The organism is Arthrobacter sp. BI5 (genome assembly GCF_056680065.1).
Genome location: NZ_CM155264.1, coordinates 1,001,254 through 1,025,746 on the forward strand (window position 1 = coordinate 1,001,254; position 24,493 = coordinate 1,025,746).

The window sequence follows — 24,493 nt, forward strand, 5'->3', positions numbered from 1 at the left end:
ACCGGGAGACGGTCCGGCGGCGCTGAACAGCTGCCGGATTTTCCCGCAGCCGTTGTCAGTGTGCCGCAGTGAGCCTACGCTGTGCCTCGACGGCCCCACTCCGGGGACCGGCTCCAGGACCCTCCCTCGCTGGGGTGCCAGGCACACCTCCGGATGCCCGCGTCCTGGACGTCACGGGACAGGAATCGCCATGACCAAGTATCTGTTTGAAGCCAATTATCTGGGCGAAGGAATCAAAGGACTGATGCGGGAGGGCGGCAGCAAGCGCCGCGACGCCCTGGTGGACGCCCTCAAATCCGTCGGCGGAACGCTCGAATGCTTCTATTACGCCTTCGGGGACACCGACGTCCTGGGCGTCCTGGAAGCCCCAAGCGACGCCGACGCCGCCGCCCTCTCACTGATGATCAACGCCACCGGCAACGTCAACGTTCGCCTGAAGCCGCTCATGTCAGTGGAGGACATCGACGAAGCGGTCAAGAAGACACCCACCTACCGGGCGCCGGGCCAGTAGGGCTGCCCGCAATAGCCCGCACTGTGTGACGCGTCCGCCGGTCCGGTAACGCCGGAGAGTTCGATTCGACCCGCCCCGTAGGACAGACTGTTGCCGTGAGCAACTCTCCCCGCACCGGCATCGCCATCGCAGGACTCAGCCTCGGCACGGCGCTGAACCCGCTGAACTCCTCGATGATCGCCGTCGCGCTGGTGGTGCTGCGCGCGGATTTCGCGCTCGACGTCGCCACGGTCACCTGGGTGGTCACCTCCTTCTACCTCACCTCGGCGGCCGGCCAGCCGCTGATGGGACGGCTCGCGGACCGGTTCGGCCCGCGCCGGCTGTTCCTGCTGGGCATGGCACTGGTGGCGGTGACCTGCGCGCTGGCCCCGTTCGCGCCGAACTTCGCGCTGCTCTGCGTCGCGCGGGCGTTTATGGCGCTGGGGACTGCGACGGCGTATCCCAGCGCCGTCGTGATGGTCGCGGCGCTGGCGCGGCAGGCCAACGTGAAATCCACCCGGCCGCTGGGCCGGATCCAGATGGCGAACACCTCGGCCGCCGCCGTCGGGCCGGTGGTGGGCGGACTGCTGGTGAGCCTGGTGGGCTGGCAGGCGCTGTTCCTGATCAACGTGCCCCTGGCCCTGGCGGCGATCCTGGTGGTCCGCCGGTTTGCCCCGGCGGACCGCGAGCGGGAACGCGGCCGGGTGTCGGAACTCCTCCGCGACTCGGACCTGCCCGGCATCGGCGCGTTCATCGGGGCGCTGGTGCTGGTGATGATGGCGCTGCTCAATGTGCTGCCCGACTACCGGTGGTGGCTGCTGGGCGGCGGACTGCTGCTCGCGGTGCTGTTCACCGTGCGGGAACTGCGCTTCAGCCCGCCCTTCCTGGACCTGCGGCTGCTGGGCCGCAACCGGCCGCTGTTGCTGGTCTACCTGGGCTTCGCGCTGTTCAACGGCGTCTACTACTTCGCGTTCTTCGGCCTCCCGCAGCTGCTGCAGACCGCCGGCGGCTACGACCCGGGGATTGTGGGCCTGCTGATGCTGCCGCTCGCCGCGATCTCGGTGGTCGGGACGCCCTTCGCGGTCCGTGCCATTGACAGGTTCGGCGTGCGGCGGGTGCTGATTGCCGGCGTCGTGCTGCTGATCGTCGCGTCCGGCACCATGTGGCTGCTGACCGCGTCCCTCGCCGCGCCGCTGGTGCTGGCGATGACGGCGCTGCTGGGGGTGCCGTACTGCGTGGTCAGCATCGCGTCGAGCCAGGGCATGTACCTCTCCACCCGGCTGGAGGAGCGCGGCGTGGCGGCCGGGATCTACCAGACCTGCCGCTACCTCGGCGCCATCACCGCCACCGTGCTGATCGGCATCTTCTACGGCACCGGCGTCACCCAGGCGAACTGGGGGCTGATGGTGTTCGTCATGCTAGGCCTGGGCGCGGTGGTCTTCATCGTGTCGCTGCTCTGGCGGGAGCGGCGGCCGGCCTAGTCCGGCTAGGGCGGGCACCGCCGACGGCGGCCACGGCGCCCTTGACGCCCGCGCACCGCGGGGGCTATGTGTGAGCGGAGCCACAAAGTATTTGCCTGCGTGCCCTCGGGGCGCCTATAGTCAACTCAGCGGTTCGATATTAGAACAGCTAGTTCTATTATCGAACAATATCATCTTGATGGCGCCAGCCAGCCCTACAACGACGTAAGGAAATCCCGTGCACTTCCACCACCACGGCTATGTATCCGGGGACCCGCGGGTCCAGCCGGCCGCCGGCGTCGGCGTCGACCGCCCGGCAGAGCTTCCCGACGTCGTCGACGTGCTGATTGTGGGCACCGGGCCCGCGGGCATGGTCGCCGCCGCCCAGCTCTCGCAGTTCCCCGACATCACGACGCGGATCGTGGAGCGCCGGCCCGGCCGGCTCGCCATCGGCCAGGCGGACGGCATCCAGGCCCGGAGCGTCGAGACGTTCCAGGCCTTCGGCTTCGCCGAGCGGGTCATCGCCGAGGCGTACCGGATCACCGAGATGGCGTTCTGGAAGCCGGACCCCGCGGATCCGTCCCGCATTGTCCGCGCCGCGCGCACCCTGGATGACCCGGCCGGGATCAGCGAGTTCCCGCACCTGATCGTCAACCAGGCCCGCGTCCTGGACTACTTCGCCGAGGTTATGGCCAACGCGCCCACCCGGATGAAACCGGACTACGGCTACGAATTCCACGGGCTGGAGGTCGGCGAGGGGGAATACCCCGTCACCGTGACGCTCGCGCACACCTCCGGACCCGACGCCGGCCGGGAACGCACCGTCCGGGCCAAATACGTCGTGGGCGCGGACGGTGCCCGGAGCAAGGTGCGGGACGCGATCGGCTGCACCATGGCGGGCGATAAGGCCAACCATGCCTGGGGCGTGATGGACGTGCTCGCCAACACCGACTTCCCGGACATCCGCACCAAGTGCGCCATTACCTCGGGCGCCGGCGGCAGCATCCTGCTGATCCCGCGCGAGGGCGGCCACCTCTTCCGCATGTACGTGGACCTCGGGGTGGTCCCGGAGGGCGACGCCGGCGCGGTGCGCAGCACCAGCATCGAGCAGATCATCGCCAAGGCGAACGCCATCATCCATCCCTACACGCTCGACGTGCGCAACGTCGCCTGGCACAGCGTCTACGAGGTGGGCCACCGTCTCACCGACCGGTTCGACGACGTCCTCCCGGAGGACCTTGGCACCCGCACGCCGCGCGTGTTCATCACCGGCGACGCCTGCCACACCCACAGCGCCAAGGCCGGCCAGGGCATGAACGTCTCCATGCAGGACGGCTTTAACCTGGGCTGGAAGCTGGGGCACGTGCTGGAAGGCCGCAGCCCGGAGAGCCTGCTGGCCACGTACTCGGCTGAACGCCAGGTAGTCGCGAAGAACCTCATCGACTTCGACAAGGAATGGTCGACGCTGATGGCCAAGAAGCCTGAGGAGTTCGACAGCCCGTCCCAGCTGGAGGATTTCTACGTCAGCACCGCGGAGTTCCCGGCCGGCTTTATGACCCAGTACACCCCGTCGATGCTGATTGGCGAGGCCACGCACCAGGAGCTGGCCACCGGCTTCCCCATCGGCAAGCGCTTCAAGTCCGCGCCCGTGGTGCGGGTCTGCGACACCAACCCGCTGCACCTGGGCCACCAGGCCACGGCCGACGGACGGTGGCGGATCTACGTCTTCGCGGACCCGGCCGTACCCGGCGCCCCGTCGCCCACCACGGACCTGGCCGCCTGGCTGGCGGACGCGCCGGATTCGCCGCTCGCCGCCACCCCCGAGGGTTTGGACCGCGACGCCTGGTTCGACGTCAAGGTCATCTACCAGCAGGAGCACACGAGCGTGGACATCAGTGCCGTGCCGGCAGTGTTCAAGCCGCAGGTGGGGCCGTTCCAGCTGAACTACCTCGAGAAGGTCTACGCCGCGGATCCGCGGGCGGACATCTTTGAGCAGCGCGGCCTGGACCGCGGCGGCGTGGTGGTGGTGGTGCGGCCGGACCAGTACGTGGCCACGGTCCTGCCCCTGACGGCGACGGCGGAGCTTGCCGCCTTTTTCGCTCCGCTGGTAGGGGAGCGTTCGTCGGTCTGAGTGGGGTGCGGGCGCCGGCTGACAGTCCCTGTCAGTCGGATGCCCACCGTCAGCACTCGGTGAAGGGAACGGAGGGTGCAGATGGCCGAATGAGGCCATCTGCACCCGCCGCACGGCTATTTGGTCACGTGAACGACAACGGCCTTGCTAATGGCCTGCTTAGCGCCCGGGTTGTCGATTCCGGTCACCGTCCAGTTGCGCAGCAAGAGGACCGTCTTGCCCGTATCGGAGTTGTAGATGATGTTCTCGAATCCCAATGCGGTCAGGTCGTCGTCGAGGGCTTGGGCGTTCATGCCCTGAACCGCGGCCGGAATCACGGCTGTCTTGGGCGGAGCGGGAGCAGCAGGTTTAGCGGCCACGGGCGCTGCAGCAATCGGTGCCGCGGCTTCTGCTGTCACGATAGCCGTTACTGTTGCGGTGGCCGTTTCGGTCACCGTCACAGTCTCTGTGACGGTCGGAGCAGCCTGGGGCGTATTTGCTCCCGCGCATCCTGACAGCGCGAGGCACAGCAAGCCCGTCAGGGCCAGTTCTTTCTTCATTTTTCCCATTTTCGTTTGTTCAAAGTTATGAGCCCTCCGCGGGCTCGATCAATCAGGTCGCGCAGGAACCTTCGGTCAGCGCCATATAGATTCGGATCTCATCCAGCGGGCTACGGAACCACGTTGGAGTAGGAGTTCCGGCTCTGGTTCGAACGGCCAGTCGCAAAGTGAACATCTACCTGCGGCTAGAGGCCCGTCTTGCTCACTCCGTACTCGGCCTGCGCCGGGGTGTACCCCTCGAAGATCAGTTGGTCCACCAGTCCCGGACGCGAGAAGGACGAGTAGTCAAGGTAGTCCTTGGCCGCCTTGGCGGCCTGCTCGTTCCAATTGACAGTCAAGTGGTCCACGGCCCAGGTCGCATCCGCGGGCGAATACTTCTCGAATTCCAACTGCTTAATCAGGCCTGTGCGTGAAAATGCCGAGTAATCCAGGTAGTCGGCAGCCGCGCCACGCGCGTTCTGCTGGCTCATCGTTCCGGCATCGGCAATTGCCTTGGCAGCCGCAGCAGCGTCGGCCTTGGCCTTTGCCTCGGCGTCAGCCTTGGCTTTCTTGGCCGCCGCGTCGGCAGCCGCCTTGGCCTTCGCGTCTGCATCGGCTTTCGCTTTGGCTTCCTTAGCTGCGGCGTCAGCTTCGGCTTTGGCGGCCTTTTCGGCCGCTTCCGCCTCGGCCTTGGCGACGGCGGGGTCCACGGTCGCGGTCTCGGACGGAACCGCAGCGGCGGTGGCGCCGGCGGAGTCGCTCAGGGCGGATGCAGGAGTAGCGGACGTGGTGGCAGCGCCGGCGCGGCTGCCGTTGACAATGATGCTTAGAAGCAGGAAGGCGCCGGTGATGATCAGGGCAATCTTCTTGTGCTTGTCGTAGCCCTCCAGCGGAAGACCCTGCTTATCCCGGGTTTTGTTCGCCAGAACGAGGATGAGGTCGATCAGGGCCCAGATTCCCAGGCCGCCGAAAGTCACCAGCTTAAGGATGCCGGTTCCGACCTTGCCGAGATAGAACCGGTCGACGCCGAGAATACCGAGCAAGAGGGACAGCAGCCAGGTTACGAGGAACGACTTCTGGCTCTGCAACGGCTCCCCGTATCCAGGGAACTGCGGATAAGGGGCGAGATTTGGGTTTTGGCTCATGAGAGTCCTTTCATAGGACACCTGACCGACGTGCGATGTGAAGCGTGCGGAGTGGGTGCTGTGATGGACGCGCATAGAGGGAGCCCGGTCTGAAACGCAGGCCGCAGAGGCAGCATTGCTCCCCAGCCAACAGTCACAAGCATGTTCGCTTCCCCCACTAGCGTCGCGGGTTTAGATACCCGCAAAACGGATGTTACATGCAAACCGCGAAATTGAACCCAATACGCTGGGAAATGACCTCTGGGTCGTTTCTTGGGCAATTTGTAACTGTTTAGCCAGTGGACGCTTGGATGCGCAGATCCGTCCTGAATCGGGCATCTCAATATCTATAAACCTGTGAATTAAGAAGCAAGCTGATCTTTAGCAAGGAATGATCTAAACCAAGGGTTTAAAAGCCTCGCCCATTCTTGTAGGGGGGGCTACGCATGATTGTGCAGATGTGGGCAGCAATTGGTCCATGGCCGGAGGTTCACCCTGCGGTGCGGCTTTTGAGCGATACAGGTACCCTGCGGACAAATGCGACGGAGCTGGCATCATCGAGAACGACATGGTTAGCGGTGGCCCCCTTTGTGCCTCGCTGGGGGTTCTCAGCGGTCCCAGCGGAGTGGTCAGCTCAAACCGACCCCGACGACTCCTGCGACATTTGCAATCGGCCAGTGTTTTCTTCACGGACCGGCTCTTTCACCAGAGTGCGGGTCCGCGCGATCCCGCCGGCCACCGCGACGCCGAGGCTGAGCAGCGCAGTCAGGAGCACCCCGAGTCCCGGGTGCACGTGCAGCAGGGCCGCGCCCACGGTGGCGCCGCACAGGATCAGCACGACGGCGCCGAGCCGGCGGCCGGTGTGGGTGCCGGATCCGCCGCCCAGCCGGGAGTCCGCGGCCAGTCCGGTCAGCGTCGAGGTGACCACCACGGTGGTGACGTCCTTGACGGCCAGGTGCCGGGCGGTCGCCGCCTGGATGCCCATCGCGACCGCGAGCGCGCCGGTGATCGCCAGCGTCACCGGGTCGCCGGCGTGCGGGGCGTGGAAGAACAGGACGACGGCGACCGCGGCCATGGTGAGCCCGACGGCGGTGAGCAGTCCCGTGGTCCGGCGGCTCCAGCCCGCGGCTTCGGGGCGGAGGACGCGGCCGGCCACCACGGCGCCGAGCATAAAGCAGGCCAGCGCGATCAAGGGGCCCACCACCGGCAGGTTGTCCGCGCCGATCAGTGCCATGCCCAGGATCACCACGTTGCCGGTCATGTTGCCGGTAAAGACCCGGTCCAGGCCGAGGTAGCCCACAGCGTCGATGACGCCGGTGGAGAACGTCAGCACAAGCATCAGGATCAGGTGCAGCCGGGCCTGTTCGGCGGACTTCAATCGTTTAAGCATGGATCATCTTTCGTTGCTGGGGCCGGGCCGTCGTGGGCGGCGTGCCGAGCTGGCAGGCCAGGCGGAGGAGGTCGGCGTCGCGGTGTACCGGACCCACAATACTCACGCCGCAGGGCAGCCCGGCGGAGGTGGTCAGCGGGATGTTGACCGCCGGGAGCCCGGCAATGCCCGCGATACAGGTCAGCTGCATGGTGGAGCGGCGCACGGCTTCGATCCCCGCGCCTCCCGCCTCGGCGTCCTTGACCAACGGCGCCACGGACGACGCCGAGGGCAGCACCAGGAGCCCGCCGCCCACCCGGGCGCGGAGCTGCTGCCGGGCGGCCCGGAGCACGTCCCGGGCAGCCTCGGCCTGGTCCGGCAGGATCAGCGAGGCCGTCCTGAACCGGGCGGCCACGTCGGTCCCCAGCGATTCCCAGTGCCGGCTGATCCAGCCGCCGTGCTGTTCCCACGCCTCGAAACCCTGCACGGTCTGGAACGCCGCGAGCCAGCGCGGCAGCTCATGGACAGGGAAATCCCCGGCGACCAGGCCCGGCACACCGGCGGTCCCGGCCCAGCCGTCGAGGAACTCCCGGACGGCGAGCCCCACGTCGGGCTCCGCCAGGGCCAGCAGTGCCGGAGCGAACTGCGCCCCGGTAAACTGCCCGGGCTCCGCCCCGGCCAGCGCCCCGGACGATCCGGAAGGAGAGTGCCGCGGCAGCAGCACCTCGCCGACGGCGGCCAGCGTCCCGGCGTCGCGGGTCATCCAGCCGACCGTGTCGAAGGACGGCGCCAGCGGCAGCAGCCCGTCCGTGGACACAGCGCCGTGGCTGGTGCGGATGCCGTAGAGGCTCTGATAGGCGGCGGGGACCCGGATGGAGCCGCCGGTGTCCGTGCCGAGTCCGACGTCGGCCTGGTCCAGTGACACGGCGCTCGCCGAGCCGGAGGAGGAGCCGCCGCTGATCCGGCCCGACGCCTTCGGGTTCGGCGGGGTGCCGTAGTGCGCGTTGGTTCCGGCCAGGCTGTAGGCGAACTCGTCGGTCCGGGCGATCCCGGCCACCGCGGCGCCGGCGGCCAGCAGCGCAGCCGGCGCGGCCGCCGTCGTCGTCTCCGGCGTGGCGCCGGCCAACCAGTCCGGATTGCCTGCGCCCACCGCGAAGCCTTCCAACGCGAACAGGTCCTTGACCGCCACTCGCCACCCGTCCAGGGAGCCGGAGCCGGTGGCGGGGAGCAGCGGATCGCCCAGCTCCCGCCACACCGACAGGTCCGGCGCGGCCGGCAGCGACGCCGCGGTCACCGGAGGAAGTCCTCGACCCGGATGCGGGCGTGGACGCCTTTGACCAGGTCGACCACCTGGGAGATGTTGAAGTCCGTGGCGGCGCTGAGGTAGGCGTAGGCGAGGCTGGGGTCCATGCCGTAGCGGGCCTGGAGCAGCGCGATGGCGGCGCGGACGCAGTTCTGCACGGCCGTGTCCAGGTCCTCGTCCATGCCGGTGGGGACCAGAAACTCCGGGGTCTGGGCCAGCGGGCCGGTGAGCTCGCCGAAGTTCCGCACCGCCTCGTCCTGCGGCACGACGTCGAACCGGAGCCTGACCCGGAGCGAGGCCTCCATGGCGGTCAGCGAGACCTCGCCGTCGCCTTGGGCGAAATGGGGATCGCCCACGTAGGCCAGGGCGTCGGGAACCTGGACCGGCAGGTAGAGGGAGTTGCCGGCGGTGAGCAGGTTGATGTCGATGTTGCCGCCGTGGGCGCCGGGCGGGACGGAGTGCGGCCGCTGCCCGCCGTCCACTGCGATCCCCATGATGCCCAGGAACGGTTTGAGCGGGAAATGCACGGTCGGTTCGGCGCCCGGCCGCAGCGGCAGCCAGCCTGACGGTGTGCCGTCCTCGGTGTCCCGGACGGTGGCGAACGCGCTGTAGCTGCCGGCGCCGAGCGGGAATTCGCCGTTGAGCGCGCCGCGGCCGTGCCGGCTGGAGATCACGCCGTAGGGCACCCGTGGGGTAGTTTCCAGCACGGTGATTTTCAGCAGGTCGCCGGGGCGGGCGCCCTTCACCGCGATCGGCCCGGTGACCACGTGCGGGCCAAGGCCCGCGGGGAGGCGCTGGACGTCCGAGGCGGCGAGATCGATGGCGTCCTCGAGGACCTGGTGCTCGCGGACGCCGTGGGAGCCGAAGAAGGCGAGTGGGTCGCGGCCCTGGTCTTCGAGGATCCCTTCGTGGCTGAGGGTGTCGATGGTGACGTCGGTGCCGGGGTCGATGCTGAGGACCGGGCGGTCGCCGGCGCAGGGGAGCGCGCCCCAGAGGACGTTCTCCTTGGTGGAGGGCAGGTAGGTGGTGCCGTCCGGGATGCCGTCCCAGGACTGCAGGATGCCGGCGGTGCTGGCGCTGCCGGCGCCGGCGGCGCGGGTTGCCAAGGCGGGCTGGAAAAGTGAGGTGGTCACGGGTGGTCTCCGGTGGGTAGGGGGTGTCAGTGCTGGTGGCCGCGGATCAGCGCGGCGACGTCGGCGAGGTGGTCGCGCATGGCGATGCCGGCCCCGGTGGCGTCCCGGGCCAGGACAGCGTCGAGGATGAGCCGGTGGCCCTCGATCGAGCAGCGGCGTCCCTCCTGGGTGGAGTGGGAGGGCAGCCGGACCTCGGAGGTCCAGGAGCTCGTCAGGGTCAGGACGCTGGCCATCAGCTGGTTGCGGCCGGCCTGGGCCAGCAGGGTGTGGAACTGGATGTCCAGGCGCAGTGCCTCCTCGGGTGAGAGGTGTTCGCTGGAGGCGGCCAGGATGTCTTGGAGCTGGATGAGGTCCGCGGCGCTGGATCGCACCGCCGCGAGTTCGGCCACCAGGGGTTCGAGCGAGCCGCGCAGTTCCGCCACATCCTGCTGGGCCTGCCCGACGCCGGCGAGCCGGGCATACAGCTCGCTCACCGGCGCCGGGGGTTGCGCCACGGTGGTGCCCCGGCCGCGGGTGCGTTCCACCAGATGCTTGGACTCCAGGTCCTGGAGCGCGGTGCGCACGGTAGCCCGCGAGACGGACAGCTGCGCGGCCAGTTCGCGCTCGGGCGGGAGTTGGTCCCCGGGCTTGAGGCCGCGGGAGGCGATCTCGCGTTCGAGGTAGGCGGCAACTTCCGCGCTCATCGAGGCGGCCCGTCGAAGGGTGGGACGGGGGTCGGTGCGCTGATCCACGGCAAGGGCCTTTCGTTGGTGTTAGTTGGCGGGCTGGAGCGCGGGCTCAGCAGACGCGGCGGGTTCGGCCGGGACGCTGGCGGGCTGGGTGAAGCAGAACGCAACGGCGCCGATCAGGAGCAGTACCGCGGAGAGGTAGAAGCCGGCTTCCAGGGCTCCGGTGGCGTCGGCGAGGGCGCCGGTGATGTAGGGGGCGAAGATCGAGGAGAGCATGCCGGCGAAGTTGAAGTAGCCGTACGCCGCGGAGTACATGGAGCGCGGGGTGTTCTCGGCCAGGAAGGCGATCAGGATGGGGTCCAGGGCCAGCTTGCCCACCAGGCCGTAGACCACCAGGCCCGCGATCATCAGGGAGTAGTCGCCGGTCAGCGGCACGAGGATCTGGCACAGGCCGCCCAGGACGGCGAGCGCGACGATCAGCGGGCGGGTGTTCTTGAGCCGGCGGGCCCACATGCTCAGGAGGATGGCGCCGGGGATGGAGGCCCAGGGCACCAGGGAGGCGATGATGCCGGTCTGGGAGGGGGCGACGCCGCGGGCCTGCTGCAGGTAGGTGGGCAGCCAGGTCAGCATCGAGAAGAAGCCGTAGAGGGAGCAGAAGATCAGCACGTAGGTGAGGATGTGGTTGCGGGTGAAGAGGGCTTTGTTGTCGGCCTTGGCGGCGGGGGCGTCGGTCTCGGCGCGGGTGGCCGCGGCCGCTGCTGCCTGGGCCTTGTGTTCGGCGTCAATCGGGGCGAGGTAGTAGTTGATCAGGAAGGCGACCACCAGGGTGGCGGCACCGAAGATGAGGAAGGAGGCGTGCCACGGCAGGCCCAGGGTGAAGGTGAAGTAGCCGGAGCCGATGAAGCCCAGCGAGATGCCGACGGCCATGCCGCTGTTGATCAGGGCGGCCGAGACGCCGCGCCACTTGTCCGAGATGTAGCTGGAGGAGATGCCGTAGACCGGGCTGTAGAAGGTGCCTTCGCCGAGGCCGGTGAAGGCGCGCATCAGCAGGAAGACCATAAAGCCGGGGGCGAAGCCGCTCAGGATGGTGCCGATGCCGAAGACCACGTAGCCGGCCACCACCACCTTGACCCGGCCGATCCGGTCCGCGAGGTAGCCGGTGGGGATCTGCATCAGGGCGTAGGTGATGAAGAAGACGGTGGACATCAGGCCCAGCTGGCCCTTGTTCAGGCCCCACTGGTCCTGGATGACGCTCATGACGGGGGAGAGGATGTTGCGGTCCGCGTACATAAACACCCAGCCGAGGGAGAACAGCAGGGTGACGGCGACGGGTCCGGGGCGCTTACCGCTGACCGGGAGGAGACGACGTCGGGTGGCCGGGGCGGCGTTCGTGGCGGGGGCGGTTGCGGGGCTCGCGGTGCCCTCGGTGCCGGGCGGCGGCACGGCGCCGGCGGTGGCCGGCTTTTCTGCGGTCGAAACGTTCAAGGGATGCTCCTGGGGCTCTTGGCTGATTGGTTCATTGGTCGAACCAATGACAAAGCTAGAGGCCGGGAAGGGGCGAAAACCCTTGAATTTGCGGGGGTTAGGAGTCTTTTACGGAGCCGAAACCGGGTTTAACCTGCCGGTTACACGAAGGAATTGGTTTCGACTTCCGTACGCCGCAAACGCGGTCTTTTGTTTCCGGGGACCGCTTTGTTACGCCTGCGGCCCTGGAGGTTCAGGGGCGGGTTGGGCTGCCGGCTGAAGTCCCGAAACAGGGTCCTGGATCACTGGGCGGAGTCGGAGGACTTCGCGTGGCGCTTCTTGAGCACTTCGACGCCGATCGGGATGACGGAGACCACCACAATGACGATGAAGATGAGGTCGATGTTCGAGCCGATCCAGTCGTATTGGCCCAGCCCGAACCCGAGGAGCGTCACCCCGAAGCCCCAGAGCAGGGCGCCCATGGCGTTGAAGGCGATGAAGGTCCGGTGCCCCATTTTTCCGACGCCCGCCGACACGGGCAGGAAGGTCCGCACGATGGGGACGAACCGGGCCAGGACCACGGAGCGGCGGCCGTATTTTTGGAAGAAGTCGTGGGCCCTGTCCACGTATTCGCTGCGCAACAGCTTGGAGTCTGGTTTTTTGAAGACCGCCGGGCCGGCCTTCCGCCCGATCAGGTAGCCGGTCTGATCGCCTGCGAACGCCGCGACGGAGGCCGCCGCTCCGAGCAGAACTATGTTGACCGGGACGGTGCCCGTGGCCACCAGCAGGCCAGCGGTGAACAGCAGTGAATCTCCGGGCAGGAAGAATCCCACCAGCAGTCCGGTCTCGATGAAGAGGAAGGCGCAGACCACCACGATGAGCCAGGGCGTCACCGCGGGGTCGCGGAGGAATGCATTCGGATCCAGCCACGGCGGGAGCAACCCGGTCGCCGGGTGGACGGACAGCGCGGCACTCAGTGACAAGGCAGTCATGGGCCCATCTTAGGCGTGGTTCCTGATGATGGGCGGGTCAGGCGAGAGCGTCAGCGTTCAGGCGCTCCCCGTTGAAGTATTCCAGCCGCCAGCCGTCGACGGCGTGGTGGTGGGCCAGGTTGAGCGCGGCGTTGTCGACCCGCTGCAGCGGTCGTCCGGCGATGCGGCTCAGGCTCACCCGGAGCAGCGAGCCGTGCGCCACCACCAGGACGCGGCCGCCGCGGAACTCCTCCGCCAGCGCCTCGAGCGCGCCCAGTCCGCGGTCCGCGGCGTCGTCCTCGCTTTCGGCGCCGCGGAAACCGCCGGGGATGCGCAGGGCATCCAGCTCCGGACCGTCCTGCAGACCCTCGGCCGGGCCGAAGGAGCGCTCGGTGAGCTCCGGAACGTGCCGGGCCACGCTCAGCCCCAGCCCGGCCGCGATCAGGTCAGCGGTCTCAGCAGCCCGGCTCAGCGGCGAGGAGACGATCGCGTCCCACGCGTCGCCGGACAGGGCGGCGGCGGCGTCCCGCGCCTGGCTGCGGCCAACGTCGTTCAGCGGAATATCGGTGGATCCCTGTAGCCGGCGCTGCGCGTTCCAGTCGGTCTGGCCATGGCGGATCAGCGCAAAAGTTGTCAGGGGCATGGTTCTATTGTGCCCTGAGCTGGTCTGGACCCCGTTCCGCGGGCCACAGGCGCCTCAGCTGCGGCTGGCCAGGACAGCCTGCAACTTCTCGAAGGACTCGGTCCATCCGTTGCGGTGCAGGGCAAGCCGTTCCTCCGTCAGGAACGGTCCCTGCGAAAGGACGAGGCGCGTGCCGTCGCCGGCGCTCAGAAGCGAGAGGTCTGCGACGGTTTCCCGGTCGTCGGGCGCCGGTTCCTCCCACCTGAAGGTGTAGACCAAGCGCCAGGGAGGGTCGATCTCCAGGTATTCGCCGGAGAGGTGGAACGGTTCGCCGTCCGGTGGCGTCATGCGGAACCGGTACCCGCCGCCTACCGTTAGGTTCAGTTCCGCCTCAGGGATGGTGAAGCCGTGCGGGCCCCACCACGTCTTCAGTTCCGCCGGGTCGGTCAGCGTCCTGAAGACTTCCGCCGGGCCGGCGTCGAGCGTGAACTCAAGGTTCAGGACCAGGCTGCCGGGTTCCGCAGTCCCGGTTTCCTTGTTGCCGGTTTCCTCATGACTGGCTTCCTCATTCATCATTCAACTCTGGCACCCCGCAGGCGCTGGCGGAAGCGATCGAAGGCCCTAGCCAACACCGTGATAGTCCCGCAGGAGGTCGGACCGGATTGGGTCCCTGAGCTTCGCCATCGCTTCGACCTCGATTTGGCGGGTGCGTTCGCGGGTCAGGCCGCAGGCTTTCGCGACCGCGTCCAGGCGTTGGCCTCCGCCGCCTGTCAGGCCGAAGCGCAGCGCAATGACCCGGGCCTCCCGTGGCTCGAGTGTGCCGAGTGCGGCCTGCACTCGTGCCTTCATTTGTTGATGGAAGAGCGGCTCGGCCGCATCGGGCTCCGTGGAGTCCAGCAACTGTTCGGCCAGGACTTCGGTTCCGCCCCGGCCATCGGGGACCTCGGCGTCCAACGATTCGACGGGCTGATCCACGGTCAGCAGGCATTCAATTTTGCCGATCGCGTTGCCGGTCAGCCGGCTGAGATCTTCGGCGCGGCAGACCGCGCCCGTCATGGCGGCCGACCGTTGTGCCGACCGTACTTGCTGCAGCTGCTCCACGACGTTAATCGGCAACCGGATGAGCCTTGCCTCGCACGCCAGCGCTCGGGTGATGGCCGCCCGGATGCTCCAGGTGGCGTGGGTGGAGAACCGGAAACCCAAGGTGAAGTCGAAGGTGCGGACGGCCTTGTGCAGTCCCAGGTTTCCTTCCTGGATCAAGTCCTCGAAGTCGAGGCCGCGGCGGGTGTAGGGCGTGGCGATCGACACCACGAGGCGGAGGTTGGCATGGAACAGCGCGTCGAAGGCACGCCGGCCCAGCAGGACAATCGTCCGAAGCTCTTCCTCGTCCTGACCGGGCCGCGGTGTTAGGTCCGCTAGGAGCTGTTCCGCGAAAAGGCCAGCTTCGATCTCCCGCGCCAGGTCCATTTCCTGCTCGGCGGTGAGCAGGCCGTAGCGGCTCAGCCGGCGCAGGTAGTCCGCGACGCCGTCGTCGTTTATCAGGTCAGCCATGTCATCCCCTGCCGGACGTTGCAAGCTTCTAACGGCAGACTAGGGGGCCGGTGTGACATTACCCGCGGCCTCAACCGGCGGCATCTTGACACCCGAGAAGCCCGGGTTTAGCTTCAGCCTTAACGAGGCGATTCGCCCCTTCTCCACTACTTCGGCACAGGTTTTCCCGGTGCCGCGCGCCCGGCCGCTCCCGGAACGGAACCACGGCTGCGGCGGGTTTGGCGGGCCGCGCCGGGCCACATGCCTGGGGGAGCCAATTCGGTCTCTCGCCTACAAGGAGCAGGAAATGTCGGAGGGTATTGGACTGATAGAGCGGTTTTACAGGGACGTCATGGAGAGCGGAAATCTTGCCCTAATTGATGAGCTGGCGACGGACAGTTACGTCGATCACGAGGAAGGCCTTCCCGGGCAGCCGTCCGGCAAGGACGGCGTGAAATTTTTCGTGAACACCATGCGGTCGGCCTTCCCGGACATCAAGGTCAAAGCGATTGAGCCCTCAATGACCGCCGGCAACATGGAAGCATGCCACGTGATCCTGACCGGGACCCACCGCGGCGAGATGGCCGGCATCCCGGCCACGGGCAAGAGCGTCGAGTTCGACTGCACGGACATCATCCGGGTTGAGGACGGCAAGGTGGCCGAGCATTGGGGCACCACGGACAACCTGGCGCTGATGCAGCAAATCGGCGCGGTGGCCGTTGGCTGAGCGGCACCACGCACGACGACACCAACCCACGACGGCGGCCGGACCGACCGCCGTCGGGATCAGATAGCCGGGCTGCCCACGTTTCCACCGGAACGCGGACAGCCCCCTTGTCTGTGGAGGTGGGCGGCGGGTCTTACCTGCCGAGCCCCGCTTCGATCGTGTCGAGGTCACGGACGGCGTAGCGGTGGTGTTCCCATTCCTCGTTGAGGATGGTGTGCAGGCAGGAGCGGACAGTCACCGGGTGGTCGGGGGCCCACGGATTCCGGCGGCCCGCGGACAGGTCCGCCGCGGTGACGGTGGCGAGGTAGTCCCGCACCATGGCTGCCTTTTCTGAGCGGACCTCGAGCACCTCGGCATACGGCGGTGCGACGTTCGAGAAGACGGCCAGATCGTACCCGTCGGTCTCGTACTCGGCGTTGGGTTGGCCGATGGGATGGTACGGCTGCTGCAACTCGAGGATTCCCCGGCCCAGCCACGTGTCCGTGGCCATGACCAGGTGGCGCAATGTCTGGGCGAAGGACCACTCACCGTCCACCGACACATCAACCGTGCCGGGCGGCATCGCCGCGACCCGATCCAGCGTCGCCTGCCAGATCCGCTCCAGCACGGCCCAGGCGGCACGGAGCCCCTCCGGGTCGCCGGCGCGTCGTTCGGCGCGGCCGGGGAAGCGGCGGTTGAGTTCCGCCTCGATGTAGGGGACGACGTCGACGCCGTTGATGCGCAGGGTGTTCCCGGCTTCGAGCAGCCACGGTGCATCGATATCCGCCCCGGCTGCGTCGACCGCGCGCATCACCGCGCCGGAGAGGTCGGACCGGACGAACCGGGCGCCCCGCAGGTTCACGTCGGTGAACGTTGCTCCCTGGAGGTCGTCGGACTGGGTGAAAGCTGCCATGCCAGCACTCTGCCACGGCTGCGTCAGCTGCGCAGCACCCAGGCGGGGTTCCGTGGTTGCAGCCGGCCGTCCTCGAACGCTTTGGGATACCGACAACCCATTTTCTGCGGGACCGGATCGGTCCATAATGGCCACATAAGCTTCGGGGACCCCCTTGCGCCGGCGATGGGTGGCGCGGCATCGGAGAGTCCCAGGTGGCTGCCCCGGCTAGGCGCGAGGGGCGGTCACGGGCTCCGGACCATGATTCCGGGGACCGAAACCGGGGGGAGCAACGCCATCACTGCGGTCATCAACGCACTGAAGGGAATCATCATGTTCAAGGATTCAAACATCATGGCTGTCCTCCCCGCGAAGGACATCAACAGGGCGAAGGAGTTCTACCGGGACAAGCTGGGCATCGAACCCTCCGAATCCATGGAGGAGGGCAGCGTGATGTACAGCTGCGGACAGGGAACCCGCTTCCTCGTGTACCAGACGGACAATGCGGGGACGGCCAAGAACACCCAACTGGGCTGGGAAACGGACAATCTGGAACGCGAGATGGAGGAACTGCGGGGCCGCGGCGTCGTCTTTGAAGAGTACGACTTCCCCGGCCTGAAGACGGAGAACGGCATTGCCACGGCGTCTTGGGGGAAGGGAGCCTGGTTCCTGGACAGCGAGGGCAACATCCTCAACATCGCCCAGCGTTCGTTGTAGGAGTCTGACACCGATCAACGGGGCAAAGCAACCCTGCCACCGCCAAGGAACCCGAACGGAACTGGCTCCCTGCGCTAAGCCGCCAGCCCGGTCGGCAGTTCCGCTGCGTGCTGCGGGGCCCGGGTGGCGGCGAGCTGCTTCGCCAGGTATTTGGCGTCCCGGGCCACGCCGGGGAGGGTTTCCGACGCTTCGGCGAAGAGAAGCTCCTTCCCCAGCAGGTACAGGCCCGGCAGGGCGTCCACGATCCCGCGGTGCTGCTGCTCCCGCCAGTCCGCGGGCAGCGCCGGGATGTCCAGCCAGGGGTAGGCCTCGGTGAATCCGGTGCACCAGATGACATTTGCCACCGGGAGGCGCCGGCCGCCGTCGAGCATTACTTGGCCGTCCTCAACTCCGGTGACCCGCGGCACCAGGTGGACGCCGGCGGCACGCAGGTCCGCGAGCTTGGTGCGGATCAGCGGCCTGGCCATGGCGGCGATCTTGGGCAGCATCTTGCGTCCGACCGGCGTGCCGGTGTTCAGTACGTGCAGCCCGGCGAAGCGGACCACCGGGAAGACGAAGCGGGCCGCGGTCCGGCCGTGCCGGAACGGGATCTCGCCGCTCGGCTTGCCGGCCAGCCAGGTTCCATGGGTGCGGCTGGTCTCTAGGGCGATTTCCGCCCCGGAGTTGCCCACCCCCACCACCAGGACGGGGCCGGGCTTGAGCTGGGCCGGGTTCTTGTAGTCGCGGGAGTGGAGTTGCACGACGTCGGACGGCAGTTCCGCCGCAAAGCCCGGCGTCCTGGGCAGCTGGCAGGCGCCGGTGGCGAGGACGACGTTCGACGCCGTCCAGCGCTGCGTCCCGGCCGTGACATGGAACCGCTGCCCGTCGTGGCTCAGCCGGGTGACGGCCGTGTTGGGCCGAATGGGCAGGTGGAACCGGGAGGCGTAGTCCTCCAGATAGTCCGCCTGCTCGTCCTTGGTGGGGAAGGCCAGCGGATCGCCTGGGAAGGGCCGGCCGGGCAGGCCGTTGTACTTGGCGGGGGTGAATAGCAGTAGCGAGTCCCAACGGTTCCGCCACGCTTCGCCGACCCGTGTGCCGGCGTCGAGAATGACAAAGTCGCGGCGCTGCTGCGCCAGGTAGTAGCCCAGCGCCAGGCCGGACTGTCCGGCGCCGATGATGACGGTGTCGACGGCGCCAATGCTGACTTTGCCGGTGCCGACGACGCCGCCGGTGTCAGCTACTGGGGTGGTGCTCATGGTGGGTGCCTCCTTGGTGTTGCATGCTCAGTGGGGTGGTCGTGAACGCTGTGCCTGCTGCGGCGCCGGGCGGCCTGCGGGTCCGGACCGGAAGCGCAGGTACCAGATGAGCAGCAGCGCGGAGGCGACGACGTAGAAGGCATGCAGCAGCCAGATCGGCCCCAGCGGGAGGCTGAAGACGTAAACGGAGTGCACTGCATTGGCGACGTTGCTCAGCGCGAGGTAGCCGAGGCTGTAAGAGTCAAGATCCCTCGTGTGGAGGGCCTTGAGCAGCATGGGCAGGTAGCTCACCGCGAAGAGGCCGGTGGAAACCATTCCTGCGAGCACTGAAACGTTCATGCCTTAACGCTATTTTTCGTTGCGTCGCGGCGAATCGGGCGAATCACCCATTTCCCGTGGGCCGGGGAGAAATTGGGAATGGGTAGTTTTATGCAGGGCGGGAGGTCAGGGCGAGGCCGTGCTGGTAGGCGTAGGCCGTGACGGCGGCCCGGGAGGTCAGGCCCAACTTGGTGAAGATATTGCTCAGGTGCCGGGCCACCGTTTTTTCGCTGATGAACAGCTCGGCAGCGATGTTCCGGTTGCTCAGCCCGGCGGACACGAGCCGGACCACCTCGTTTTCGCGGGCGGTGAGCGGCCCGGCGTCGGCGGCGTGACGGGCGTCGTACCCGGTGGTTGGCGCCGGGGCTGTGCGGGCATACGCGGCTGCGGGCACCGAATGCCCAAGCGCCGATTGCCCAAGACCCGCCAGTTCTAGCTCCGCCAGCGCCGGCGCGGCGCCCAGATCGGCAAAGACTGCCCGGGCCGCCTCACGCTCCAGCCGGGCGGATTCCTCATCTCCGAGCGCGGCGCACACTCTGGCCAGGAGGGCGCGGCAGCGGGCCGCTTCGAACGGTGCGTCGAGGCTGAGCCAGCGGGTCCATGCGCGGCGCAGCGGGACCAGGGCAGCCCCGGGGTCGCCGTCGTGGAACAGGACAGCGGCTTGGGATTGCTCGTCGAGGGCGTGCAGCAGGGGCATGTCGATCGAGGCGCACAGCGAGTCCAGCTCCTCGGCGGCGGCCCGTGCTGCCGGTGCGTCGCCTGCTGCCAGTTCGATTTCCACCTGGGCGGCGAGCATCGGGCGCCGGTAGGCGGCGTCGATGCCGGCCATGGCCTGCCGGAGCAGGGACTGGGCCTGGTCCGCCCTGCCTTGGGCCAGGCGCAGGAGTGCCAGCCCGGGCTGCGCCGGGAAGCCGGTCTCCTGCGCGTGCAGGTAGGCGGCCTCGGCGGCGTCGAACTCGCCCCGGAGCCGGTGGATTTCGCCCTGTTCGTAAAAGCCGCCGTAGGTGGCCATCCGGTCGCCGCGGACGGCGAGGTCCTGCGCCGTTCTGGCCGCGTCGATCGCCTCGGTCCAGGCGCCGTGCAGCCGGTACAGCTCGGCCCGGTGCATCTGGCATTGGCCGCTGAAGACCACCAGGTTCTGTTGCGCCTCGCACCACCGGTCCAGCGCCCGTGTCCACTCGTGCGCGCGCTGCAGGTCGAAGGCCAGACGGCAGGTCTCGATCACCGCGCAGTAGATGATCCCGGCGGGGATCGGGGAGATTTCGCCGACGGTGACGGCCACCATGGCCTCGTCGAGCAGGGCGAGGCCGTCGTCGAGTTCCCCCAGCATGATCTTTGCCTGCCCGAGGCCCAGCGTGCCGAGGGCCGCCGAGTCGGCGTCGCCGCGTGCCCGTCCGAGGTCCGCGGCCCGGGTGAAGGCGTCCGCGGCGGTGGCGCCGTCGCCCTGGTAGAGGGCGCCCAGCCCGGCAGGGACAAACAGCAGGCCCTCGAACGGGCAGGGCTCGGGCAGGTCCTCGACGATCCGGCGGGCCCGGGCCAGCCACCCGGCGCTGCGGGCCGGTTCGCCCAGCAGGATGAGATTCATCCCGGTCCAGACGGCGCAACGGGCGGCGGCGGCGTAGTCGCCGTCGGCGAGGTATTTCAGGTGCGCCCTGGACAGGATGTCCACTCCCTCGGCGCCCCGGCCGGTGAGGATGACGGAAATGGCCAGCTGTTCCAGATCGCCGGCGGGAAGTTCCTCGTCGTGGTCGGCGGCGGTGTACTGCCCGACGGCGTCCGGCCAGCGCCGTGCGGCGTAGGCTTCCCGGCCGTGTGCGAGTGTCGACATCGCGCCTCCCCGTTCCCGGTGGCGGGTCTGAGCCTGTGGGCGCTGCCCGGCCCGGCCCTCCCGGAACCGGTGGTGGGCGGCGTGGCCCGTCATCTGCTTTTCAGGCTACCGCCGGGGTTGAGGGGCGGCAAGGTGCGGGCCAGGACCCTTCAACACGATGCCGTGCACCCCTGTTTCCGCAGGACTAAATCGGTCCATAGGGGCCACCTAACTTCGGGGACCCTTGAACGCGGCACCTGGAAATCAGTGCCCGCACGCTAGTTACTGTCGGGTTTCCTGCCCCGCAGGTGTCGGTGGTGCAGCTCGTAGCTGTCGAACACGTCAGACGAAGTGGTTCCGGAATGGCCGAACTTGCCGCGAAGAACGTCCGCGAGTCCATCGAGCGCGGCGTGGAGCATCCGTCCGGCGAACTGGAGTTCAGGGTTGTCGCTGCGTTGGGCCTGGGATGCCAGTTCCTGGGCGTAGGCGACTGTGGCCGGCAAGGAGCCGCGCTGCTCGACTTCACGGAAATAGTAGGTTTCATGGAACGCAAGCAGATCGATGCTCACAAGAGCTACGTTTCCGGCCATTGACTCCAACAACCCGGCGGCATGCGTGGGTTCCACGGACAGTACACCTGCAGGACCTGCAGCCTCCCTGAACAAGTTCAGCTCGTGGGCAAGGGCTCGGCGGCGGTTTAGGGCCGGGTACATCTGCAGGATCCAGGTGACTGTTGCTGTCAGCAAACCGAAACCTGTGACGGCCTGAAGGGCCACAACCAGCCTGAGCAGCGAATGCGTAGCCACGATATCGCCAAACCCCACGGTGGAAAGAGTGACCAGGGAGATGTAGAGAGCTTCGGCGAAGTCGGCCCGCAGGGGAACCCCGGCTCCGTAAACAAAACCGTCCGTCAGGTGCGGCAAGTACAGCAGGGCCCAGCCGATGGCCGCCAGGCCCGCCCAGGCGCCAATGACAGCCGCCATGGCCAACGGCGCTGCGATGAAGGAGCCCCGGCCCCGCAGTTTTCGGGATACCAGCCAGAACCCGCGCATGATCGCCCGGCCCACGGGACCGGAGCCGTGGGGATAAAGGAGCGTACGAAAGACGTCGACGAGCATCAGCAGAACCAGCCCGGCCCCAAAAACCGTCCAGAGCGTATCCGCAAAGTCCATGCCTCATCTTATGGGCGGCGCCCCGGGCACAGTGACAGACAGGGGAACCCCGCAGTGCCGGGCACTGCGGGGTTCCCCTGTGTCTGGATGCAGGTTACTCGGAGCCGGGTTTCTGTTCCCGGTCCCGGAGGTTCTTCTTGATCTCGTCGAACTTCTCCTTGATGACCCGTTCGGCCTCCGAGAGGGTTTTGCTGGCACTGCTCAGGGGATCCATCTGAACGTAGACGTTGTGGCCGACAGGCAAGTCGTACTCGTCCTTCAGGTGGGTGCCGCCGCCCACACCCTGAAGAGACAGGTAGACCATGGCGTCGGTCCGGGCGACGCCGGAGAGTGTTCCGAAGACAACTGTGAAGTCGTTGGGTTCAAAGCTCACAGTCTGACCGATATGGCTGCGGTCCAGGTCGCCGGCTGCGACCGGCTTCTCGGACGGACTTCCGCTGTAGCTCATGAACTTCTCCTAATAAGTCGAGGGACACGTACCCGAGCAGTCTATATACGGGGCCCGTGAAGGTCCGGCGGTTCCGCCGTGGGGCACCCGCCTATAGAAAGACGGGCTCGTCTGCAGGCCCATTTCCAAGGGTATTCAGCGGCACGATCTGGTTAGGTTGGACGTGGGCACTTAGCGGAGAAAATAGGCAGCGTTCCCTCAACCGCTATTTGCCGCGTTTGGCCGAATTGTGCTGTCGGTGCCAAGCGAAGTACTGCCGGGACTTTTCGCCAAAGGCCGCGCATCTCCTGCCGACGATGTCCCGTATCCGGTCCGCAGCTTGCTCGGAACCGCGGCTGCCGTGTTCGATGATTCCCTGATCACCGATGACAACATAGCCGAGCTCAAAGAGCGCATCGCAGCCGAACAGGCAAGCGAGCATGGACACGTTTCGTGTGTCCATGCGCTCGTTCTCCGAGCATGCCCAGCGGGGCTTGATATGCGCCGCGACAACTAGTTCTTCGGGGAGCGAGCGTCCACAAAGTGCGCACGAGCTACCCCAGCGCCGCAGCTGCTGGTCCCGCAGAAACCGCTGCTCTGCCCGGATTGCCACTACTGCCAAACTGTCACTAGGACCGCCGACATAGCCTTCGAACGGTTCAGCGTGTTCCCCTCGCTCCTCGGCTGTTCCGGTGACGGGCTCAATGCCTGCTAGCCGCAACACCTCCAGTGCGCGGCCAGGGTCGAGGGGAAAGAAATAGCCGTTCCTAAGGGACCCGCTTGCGGTGATCGGACCCTGGCCGACGTCGAGCGCGTTCAGAGCCCGATCCCGTGAAACACGGATCTCATGCACCGGTTCCGTGAGAACCAATGTGCCCTTCGTGCCGGCAGGCACATCGTCATAGCCGCGAGGCGGATAGGCCGGTCGCGGCATAGTTGCCACGCGGCTGACGCCCCGGATCTCGGGGCTGGCATAGTGGAAAACGAGATCCCCTGGGGACACACCGTCAAGAGTGCGCCAGTGGTCAACCTGTTGGCCACGGCGATCCTTCAGGGGAGCCCACAGGGTACCGTCGTTAAAGACGGGGTCGAAGTTCACCGACTGGTTCGCCCACCAGAAATTCGTGCTCGGACTGACTTCGATCCTGAGGGGTTCGGCTGTGCCTTCGAGACTCTCTCCGTGAATGTCCACCAGCTCGTATCCCAGTCGATTCAAGATGGACCGTGTCTGTTCTCCCCCGGACAGCCGCGGAGGCCCGTCCTTGCCGCAGCCGAATTGCAGTTGGAAGGCCATGGCGACCAGTGGCTTGCTTGCAATCGACTGCCCTCGGTCGATCACTACGTACCGGTGAGACTCCTTAAATCGGGTCCGGGCAATGAACTCCTCGCTTCCGAGCTCATGCCACAGCTCAATTGCGCGGTCGATGCTTCGACGCTCCAAATCGGCCCATGATCTCTTCATGTCCCCATTCATACCTGATTTATGACTTGCCCATGAGTTCAAAAGAACCTTGGAAGTGGAAGGAACGGGAGAGTAACATTTTCGGACTCGCAAATACCGGTGTAGGTCGGAGCCCACAGATACGATCTACCTCATGACCGAAACCCAAGAGATTGATAACCCTGGATCGAATTTCACCCAGGTGCTGGACGCGGCGGCGAAGCTGCCAGGCGTGAGGATCAGTAGGGCCGCCTATCTCCGAACGGCACTCAAGCGCCACTGCACCGAGGAACAGATCAAGAGGGCAATCGCCGAAACTCCCGCGGCAGCGGGCATTCCACTCAAGGTCATCGCTGAGATCGCAAACACCTCGATCGCTTATGAGACGAGCAAGGTCACAGGCATATCAACCGTCGCAGGTATCCCCGGCGGTCTGGCAATGATCGGCACTGTCCCAGCCGACCTCGCGCAGTACTTGGGTCACATGCTTCGGATCGCCCAGAAGCTGGCGTATATCTACAGTTGGCCTGACCTATTCGCCGATGATGACGACGAAATCGATGAAGCCACCGAGAGCATGCTGATCCTGTTCGTGGGCGTGATGTTCGGCGTGCAGATCGCCCAGAGTGGAGTGGCAAGAGTCGCGGGCATGGTCGCCGCCACCGTTGCCAAGAAACTGCCGCAGAAGGCACTTACTCAGGGTGTCATCTATCCGATCGTGAAAAAGGTGGCCGGCTATCTCGGTGTCAGCATGACCAAGAAGCTTTTCGCCAGCGGAGTCGCAAAGGCTATCCCAATAGTCGGAGCAGTTCTCTCCGGAGGCCTCACCTTGGGCACATTCCTTCCCATGTCCAAACGGCTGCAGAAGCACCTCGCTAGCCTGGAGCTGACCAAGCCAGGACACCGAACCGACGACGCCGAGATCGTTGACGCCGAGATCATTGACGCCGAAGTAATCGATCTGGAGGTTGTCGTGAAATAGCGAGAGGCCGAGC

The 24,493-nt window shown here is 66.8% G+C and carries 24 protein-coding genes; 6 read left to right on the plus strand and 18 right to left on the minus strand.

All coding sequences use genetic code 11. The features are described from left to right. Positions 1–190: 190 nt before the first annotated feature. From AC1MED_RS04725 to AC1MED_RS04735, 3 genes are all read left to right on the plus strand, one after another. Positions 191–511 (plus strand): GYD domain-containing protein, encoded by a 321-nt coding sequence (locus AC1MED_RS04725; protein ID WP_346960380.1) that lies wholly within the window; start codon positions 191–193, stop codon positions 509–511. Positions 512–606: 95 nt separating this feature from the next. Then, positions 607–1,971 (plus strand): MFS transporter, encoded by a 1,365-nt coding sequence (locus AC1MED_RS04730; protein WP_479785716.1) that lies wholly within the window; start codon positions 607–609, stop codon positions 1,969–1,971. 217 nt (positions 1,972–2,188) lie between these two features. Then, on the plus strand, positions 2,189–4,081 hold the full coding sequence (locus tag AC1MED_RS04735; RefSeq protein WP_479785717.1) for an FAD-binding monooxygenase: 1,893 nt from the start codon (positions 2,189–2,191) through the stop codon (positions 4,079–4,081). A 116-nt stretch (positions 4,082–4,197) separates the two neighbouring features. Here the strand turns inward: AC1MED_RS04735 and AC1MED_RS04740 are convergent, their stop codons facing one another. The 11 genes from AC1MED_RS04740 to AC1MED_RS04790 all read right to left on the minus strand — a co-directional run bounded on the left by AC1MED_RS04740 (position 4,198) and on the right by AC1MED_RS04790 (position 14,804). After that, entirely contained in the window at positions 4,198–4,620 is a 423-nt protein-coding gene (locus AC1MED_RS04740; protein WP_479785718.1) for a hypothetical protein, read from the minus strand. Positions 4,621–4,805: 185 nt separating this feature from the next. Beyond that, a complete protein-coding gene (locus AC1MED_RS04745) occupies positions 4,806–5,744 on the minus strand; it encodes an Ltp family lipoprotein (RefSeq protein WP_479785720.1) in 939 nt (312 codons plus the stop codon). Between the two features lie 613 nt (positions 5,745–6,357). Then, positions 6,358–7,113, minus strand: coding sequence for a YoaK family protein (locus AC1MED_RS04750; RefSeq protein WP_479785721.1), 756 nt, complete (start codon positions 7,111–7,113; stop codon positions 6,358–6,360). Beyond that, positions 7,106–8,386, minus strand: coding sequence for an amidase family protein (locus AC1MED_RS04755; RefSeq protein WP_479785722.1), 1,281 nt, complete (start codon positions 8,384–8,386; stop codon positions 7,106–7,108). The genes AC1MED_RS04750 and AC1MED_RS04755 overlap by 8 nt, the downstream gene beginning before the upstream one ends. Further along, positions 8,383–9,528 carry an acetamidase/formamidase family protein gene (locus AC1MED_RS04760; RefSeq protein WP_479785723.1) on the minus strand — a complete coding sequence of 382 codons (1,146 nt, stop codon included), beginning with the start codon at positions 9,526–9,528 and terminating at the stop codon, positions 8,383–8,385. Before AC1MED_RS04760 ends, AC1MED_RS04755 begins: the two co-directional genes overlap by 4 nt. Positions 9,529–9,554: 26 nt before the next feature. After that, positions 9,555–10,259 (minus strand): FadR/GntR family transcriptional regulator, encoded by a 705-nt coding sequence (locus tag AC1MED_RS04765; protein WP_479785724.1) that lies wholly within the window; start codon positions 10,257–10,259, stop codon positions 9,555–9,557. 21 nt (positions 10,260–10,280) lie between these two features. Beyond that, complete coding sequence (locus AC1MED_RS04770) at positions 10,281–11,681, minus strand: MFS transporter (RefSeq protein ID WP_479785726.1); 1,401 nt, start codon at positions 11,679–11,681, stop codon at positions 10,281–10,283. 281 nt (positions 11,682–11,962) lie between these two features. Next, positions 11,963–12,652: a DedA family protein gene (locus AC1MED_RS04775; protein WP_479785728.1), complete on the minus strand. Its 690-nt coding sequence runs from the start codon at positions 12,650–12,652 to the stop codon at positions 11,963–11,965. Between the two features lie 37 nt (positions 12,653–12,689). Beyond that, a complete protein-coding gene (locus AC1MED_RS04780) occupies positions 12,690–13,274 on the minus strand; it encodes a histidine phosphatase family protein (protein WP_479785729.1) in 585 nt (194 codons plus the stop codon). Between the two features lie 54 nt (positions 13,275–13,328). Beyond that, positions 13,329–13,826: an SRPBCC family protein gene (locus AC1MED_RS04785; RefSeq protein WP_479785731.1), complete on the minus strand. Its 498-nt coding sequence runs from the start codon at positions 13,824–13,826 to the stop codon at positions 13,329–13,331. Positions 13,827–13,874: 48 nt separating this feature from the next. Beyond that, the gene (locus AC1MED_RS04790; protein ID WP_479785733.1) at positions 13,875–14,804 is read right to left on the minus strand and encodes a sigma-70 family RNA polymerase sigma factor; all 930 of its coding nucleotides are present in this window, start codon (positions 14,802–14,804) and stop codon (positions 13,875–13,877) included. Between the two features lie 286 nt (positions 14,805–15,090). On the opposite strand from AC1MED_RS04790, the gene AC1MED_RS04795 reads away from it, so the two are divergent. Next, positions 15,091–15,510 carry an ester cyclase gene (locus AC1MED_RS04795; RefSeq protein WP_479785734.1) on the plus strand — a complete coding sequence of 140 codons (420 nt, stop codon included), beginning with the start codon at positions 15,091–15,093 and terminating at the stop codon, positions 15,508–15,510. A gap of 133 nt (positions 15,511–15,643) precedes the next feature. On the opposite strand, the gene AC1MED_RS04800 is transcribed toward AC1MED_RS04795, so the two are convergent. Continuing rightward, on the minus strand, positions 15,644–16,402 hold the full coding sequence (locus AC1MED_RS04800; protein ID WP_479785736.1) for a DinB family protein: 759 nt from the start codon (positions 16,400–16,402) through the stop codon (positions 15,644–15,646). A 312-nt stretch (positions 16,403–16,714) separates the two neighbouring features. On the opposite strand from AC1MED_RS04800, the gene AC1MED_RS04805 reads away from it, so the two are divergent. Further along, positions 16,715–17,098 (plus strand): VOC family protein, encoded by a 384-nt coding sequence (locus AC1MED_RS04805; protein ID WP_479785737.1) that lies wholly within the window; start codon positions 16,715–16,717, stop codon positions 17,096–17,098. 74 nt (positions 17,099–17,172) lie between these two features. Here the strand turns inward: AC1MED_RS04805 and AC1MED_RS04810 are convergent, their stop codons facing one another. From AC1MED_RS04810 to AC1MED_RS04835, 6 genes are all read right to left on the minus strand, one after another. Next, the gene (locus AC1MED_RS04810) at positions 17,173–18,333 is read right to left on the minus strand and encodes a flavin-containing monooxygenase (protein WP_479785739.1); all 1,161 of its coding nucleotides are present in this window, start codon (positions 18,331–18,333) and stop codon (positions 17,173–17,175) included. A 27-nt stretch (positions 18,334–18,360) separates the two neighbouring features. Then, positions 18,361–18,672 carry a hypothetical protein gene (locus AC1MED_RS04815; RefSeq protein ID WP_479785741.1) on the minus strand — a complete coding sequence of 104 codons (312 nt, stop codon included), beginning with the start codon at positions 18,670–18,672 and terminating at the stop codon, positions 18,361–18,363. A gap of 88 nt (positions 18,673–18,760) precedes the next feature. Continuing rightward, a complete protein-coding gene (locus AC1MED_RS04820) occupies positions 18,761–20,479 on the minus strand; it encodes a helix-turn-helix transcriptional regulator (protein ID WP_479785743.1) in 1,719 nt (572 codons plus the stop codon). A gap of 257 nt (positions 20,480–20,736) precedes the next feature. Further along, complete coding sequence (locus AC1MED_RS04825; RefSeq protein WP_479785744.1) at positions 20,737–21,630, minus strand: potassium channel family protein; 894 nt, start codon at positions 21,628–21,630, stop codon at positions 20,737–20,739. A 94-nt stretch (positions 21,631–21,724) separates the two neighbouring features. Then, positions 21,725–22,078 carry a hypothetical protein gene (locus AC1MED_RS04830; RefSeq protein ID WP_056433413.1) on the minus strand — a complete coding sequence of 118 codons (354 nt, stop codon included), beginning with the start codon at positions 22,076–22,078 and terminating at the stop codon, positions 21,725–21,727. Between the two features lie 205 nt (positions 22,079–22,283). After that, positions 22,284–23,519: a ScoMcrA-related endonuclease gene (locus tag AC1MED_RS04835; RefSeq protein ID WP_476916580.1), complete on the minus strand. Its 1,236-nt coding sequence runs from the start codon at positions 23,517–23,519 to the stop codon at positions 22,284–22,286. A gap of 133 nt (positions 23,520–23,652) precedes the next feature. Here AC1MED_RS04835 and AC1MED_RS04840 point away from each other — a divergent pair, with 133 nt between their 5' ends. Continuing rightward, a complete protein-coding gene (locus AC1MED_RS04840) occupies positions 23,653–24,480 on the plus strand; it encodes a hypothetical protein (protein ID WP_476863274.1) in 828 nt (275 codons plus the stop codon). Positions 24,481–24,493 lie beyond the last annotated feature (13 nt).

What these genes read in the sequence shown, in the direction of transcription:
- AC1MED_RS04725 (WP_346960380.1), top strand. Translation starts at nt 191, where the DNA reads ATGACCAAGTATCTGTTTGAAGCCAATTATCTGGGCGAAGGAATCAAA.
- AC1MED_RS04740 (WP_479785718.1), bottom strand. Translation starts at nt 4,620, where the DNA reads ATGAAGAAAGAACTGGCCCTGACGGGCTTGCTGTGCCTCGCGCTGTCA.
- AC1MED_RS04745 (WP_479785720.1), bottom strand. Translation starts at nt 5,744, where the DNA reads ATGAGCCAAAACCCAAATCTCGCCCCTTATCCGCAGTTCCCTGGATAC.
- AC1MED_RS04750 (WP_479785721.1), bottom strand. Translation starts at nt 7,113, where the DNA reads ATGCTTAAACGATTGAAGTCCGCCGAACAGGCCCGGCTGCACCTGATC.
- AC1MED_RS04775 (WP_479785728.1), bottom strand. Translation starts at nt 12,652, where the DNA reads ATGACTGCCTTGTCACTGAGTGCCGCGCTGTCCGTCCACCCGGCGACC.
- AC1MED_RS04780 (WP_479785729.1), bottom strand. Translation starts at nt 13,274, where the DNA reads ATGCCCCTGACAACTTTTGCGCTGATCCGCCATGGCCAGACCGACTGG.
- AC1MED_RS04785 (WP_479785731.1), bottom strand. Translation starts at nt 13,826, where the DNA reads ATGAATGAGGAAGCCAGTCATGAGGAAACCGGCAACAAGGAAACCGGG.
- AC1MED_RS04790 (WP_479785733.1), bottom strand. Translation starts at nt 14,804, where the DNA reads ATGGCTGACCTGATAAACGACGACGGCGTCGCGGACTACCTGCGCCGG.
- AC1MED_RS04795 (WP_479785734.1), top strand. Translation starts at nt 15,091, where the DNA reads ATGTCGGAGGGTATTGGACTGATAGAGCGGTTTTACAGGGACGTCATG.
- AC1MED_RS04800 (WP_479785736.1), bottom strand. Translation starts at nt 16,402, where the DNA reads ATGGCAGCTTTCACCCAGTCCGACGACCTCCAGGGAGCAACGTTCACC.
- AC1MED_RS04805 (WP_479785737.1), top strand. Translation starts at nt 16,715, where the DNA reads ATGTTCAAGGATTCAAACATCATGGCTGTCCTCCCCGCGAAGGACATC.
- AC1MED_RS04810 (WP_479785739.1), bottom strand. Translation starts at nt 18,333, where the DNA reads ATGAGCACCACCCCAGTAGCTGACACCGGCGGCGTCGTCGGCACCGGC.
- AC1MED_RS04815 (WP_479785741.1), bottom strand. Translation starts at nt 18,672, where the DNA reads ATGAACGTTTCAGTGCTCGCAGGAATGGTTTCCACCGGCCTCTTCGCG.
- AC1MED_RS04820 (WP_479785743.1), bottom strand. Translation starts at nt 20,479, where the DNA reads ATGTCGACACTCGCACACGGCCGGGAAGCCTACGCCGCACGGCGCTGG.
- AC1MED_RS04825 (WP_479785744.1), bottom strand. Translation starts at nt 21,630, where the DNA reads ATGGACTTTGCGGATACGCTCTGGACGGTTTTTGGGGCCGGGCTGGTT.
- AC1MED_RS04830 (WP_056433413.1), bottom strand. Translation starts at nt 22,078, where the DNA reads ATGAGCTACAGCGGAAGTCCGTCCGAGAAGCCGGTCGCAGCCGGCGAC.
- AC1MED_RS04835 (WP_476916580.1), bottom strand. Translation starts at nt 23,519, where the DNA reads ATGAAGAGATCATGGGCCGATTTGGAGCGTCGAAGCATCGACCGCGCA.
- AC1MED_RS04840 (WP_476863274.1), top strand. Translation starts at nt 23,653, where the DNA reads ATGACCGAAACCCAAGAGATTGATAACCCTGGATCGAATTTCACCCAG.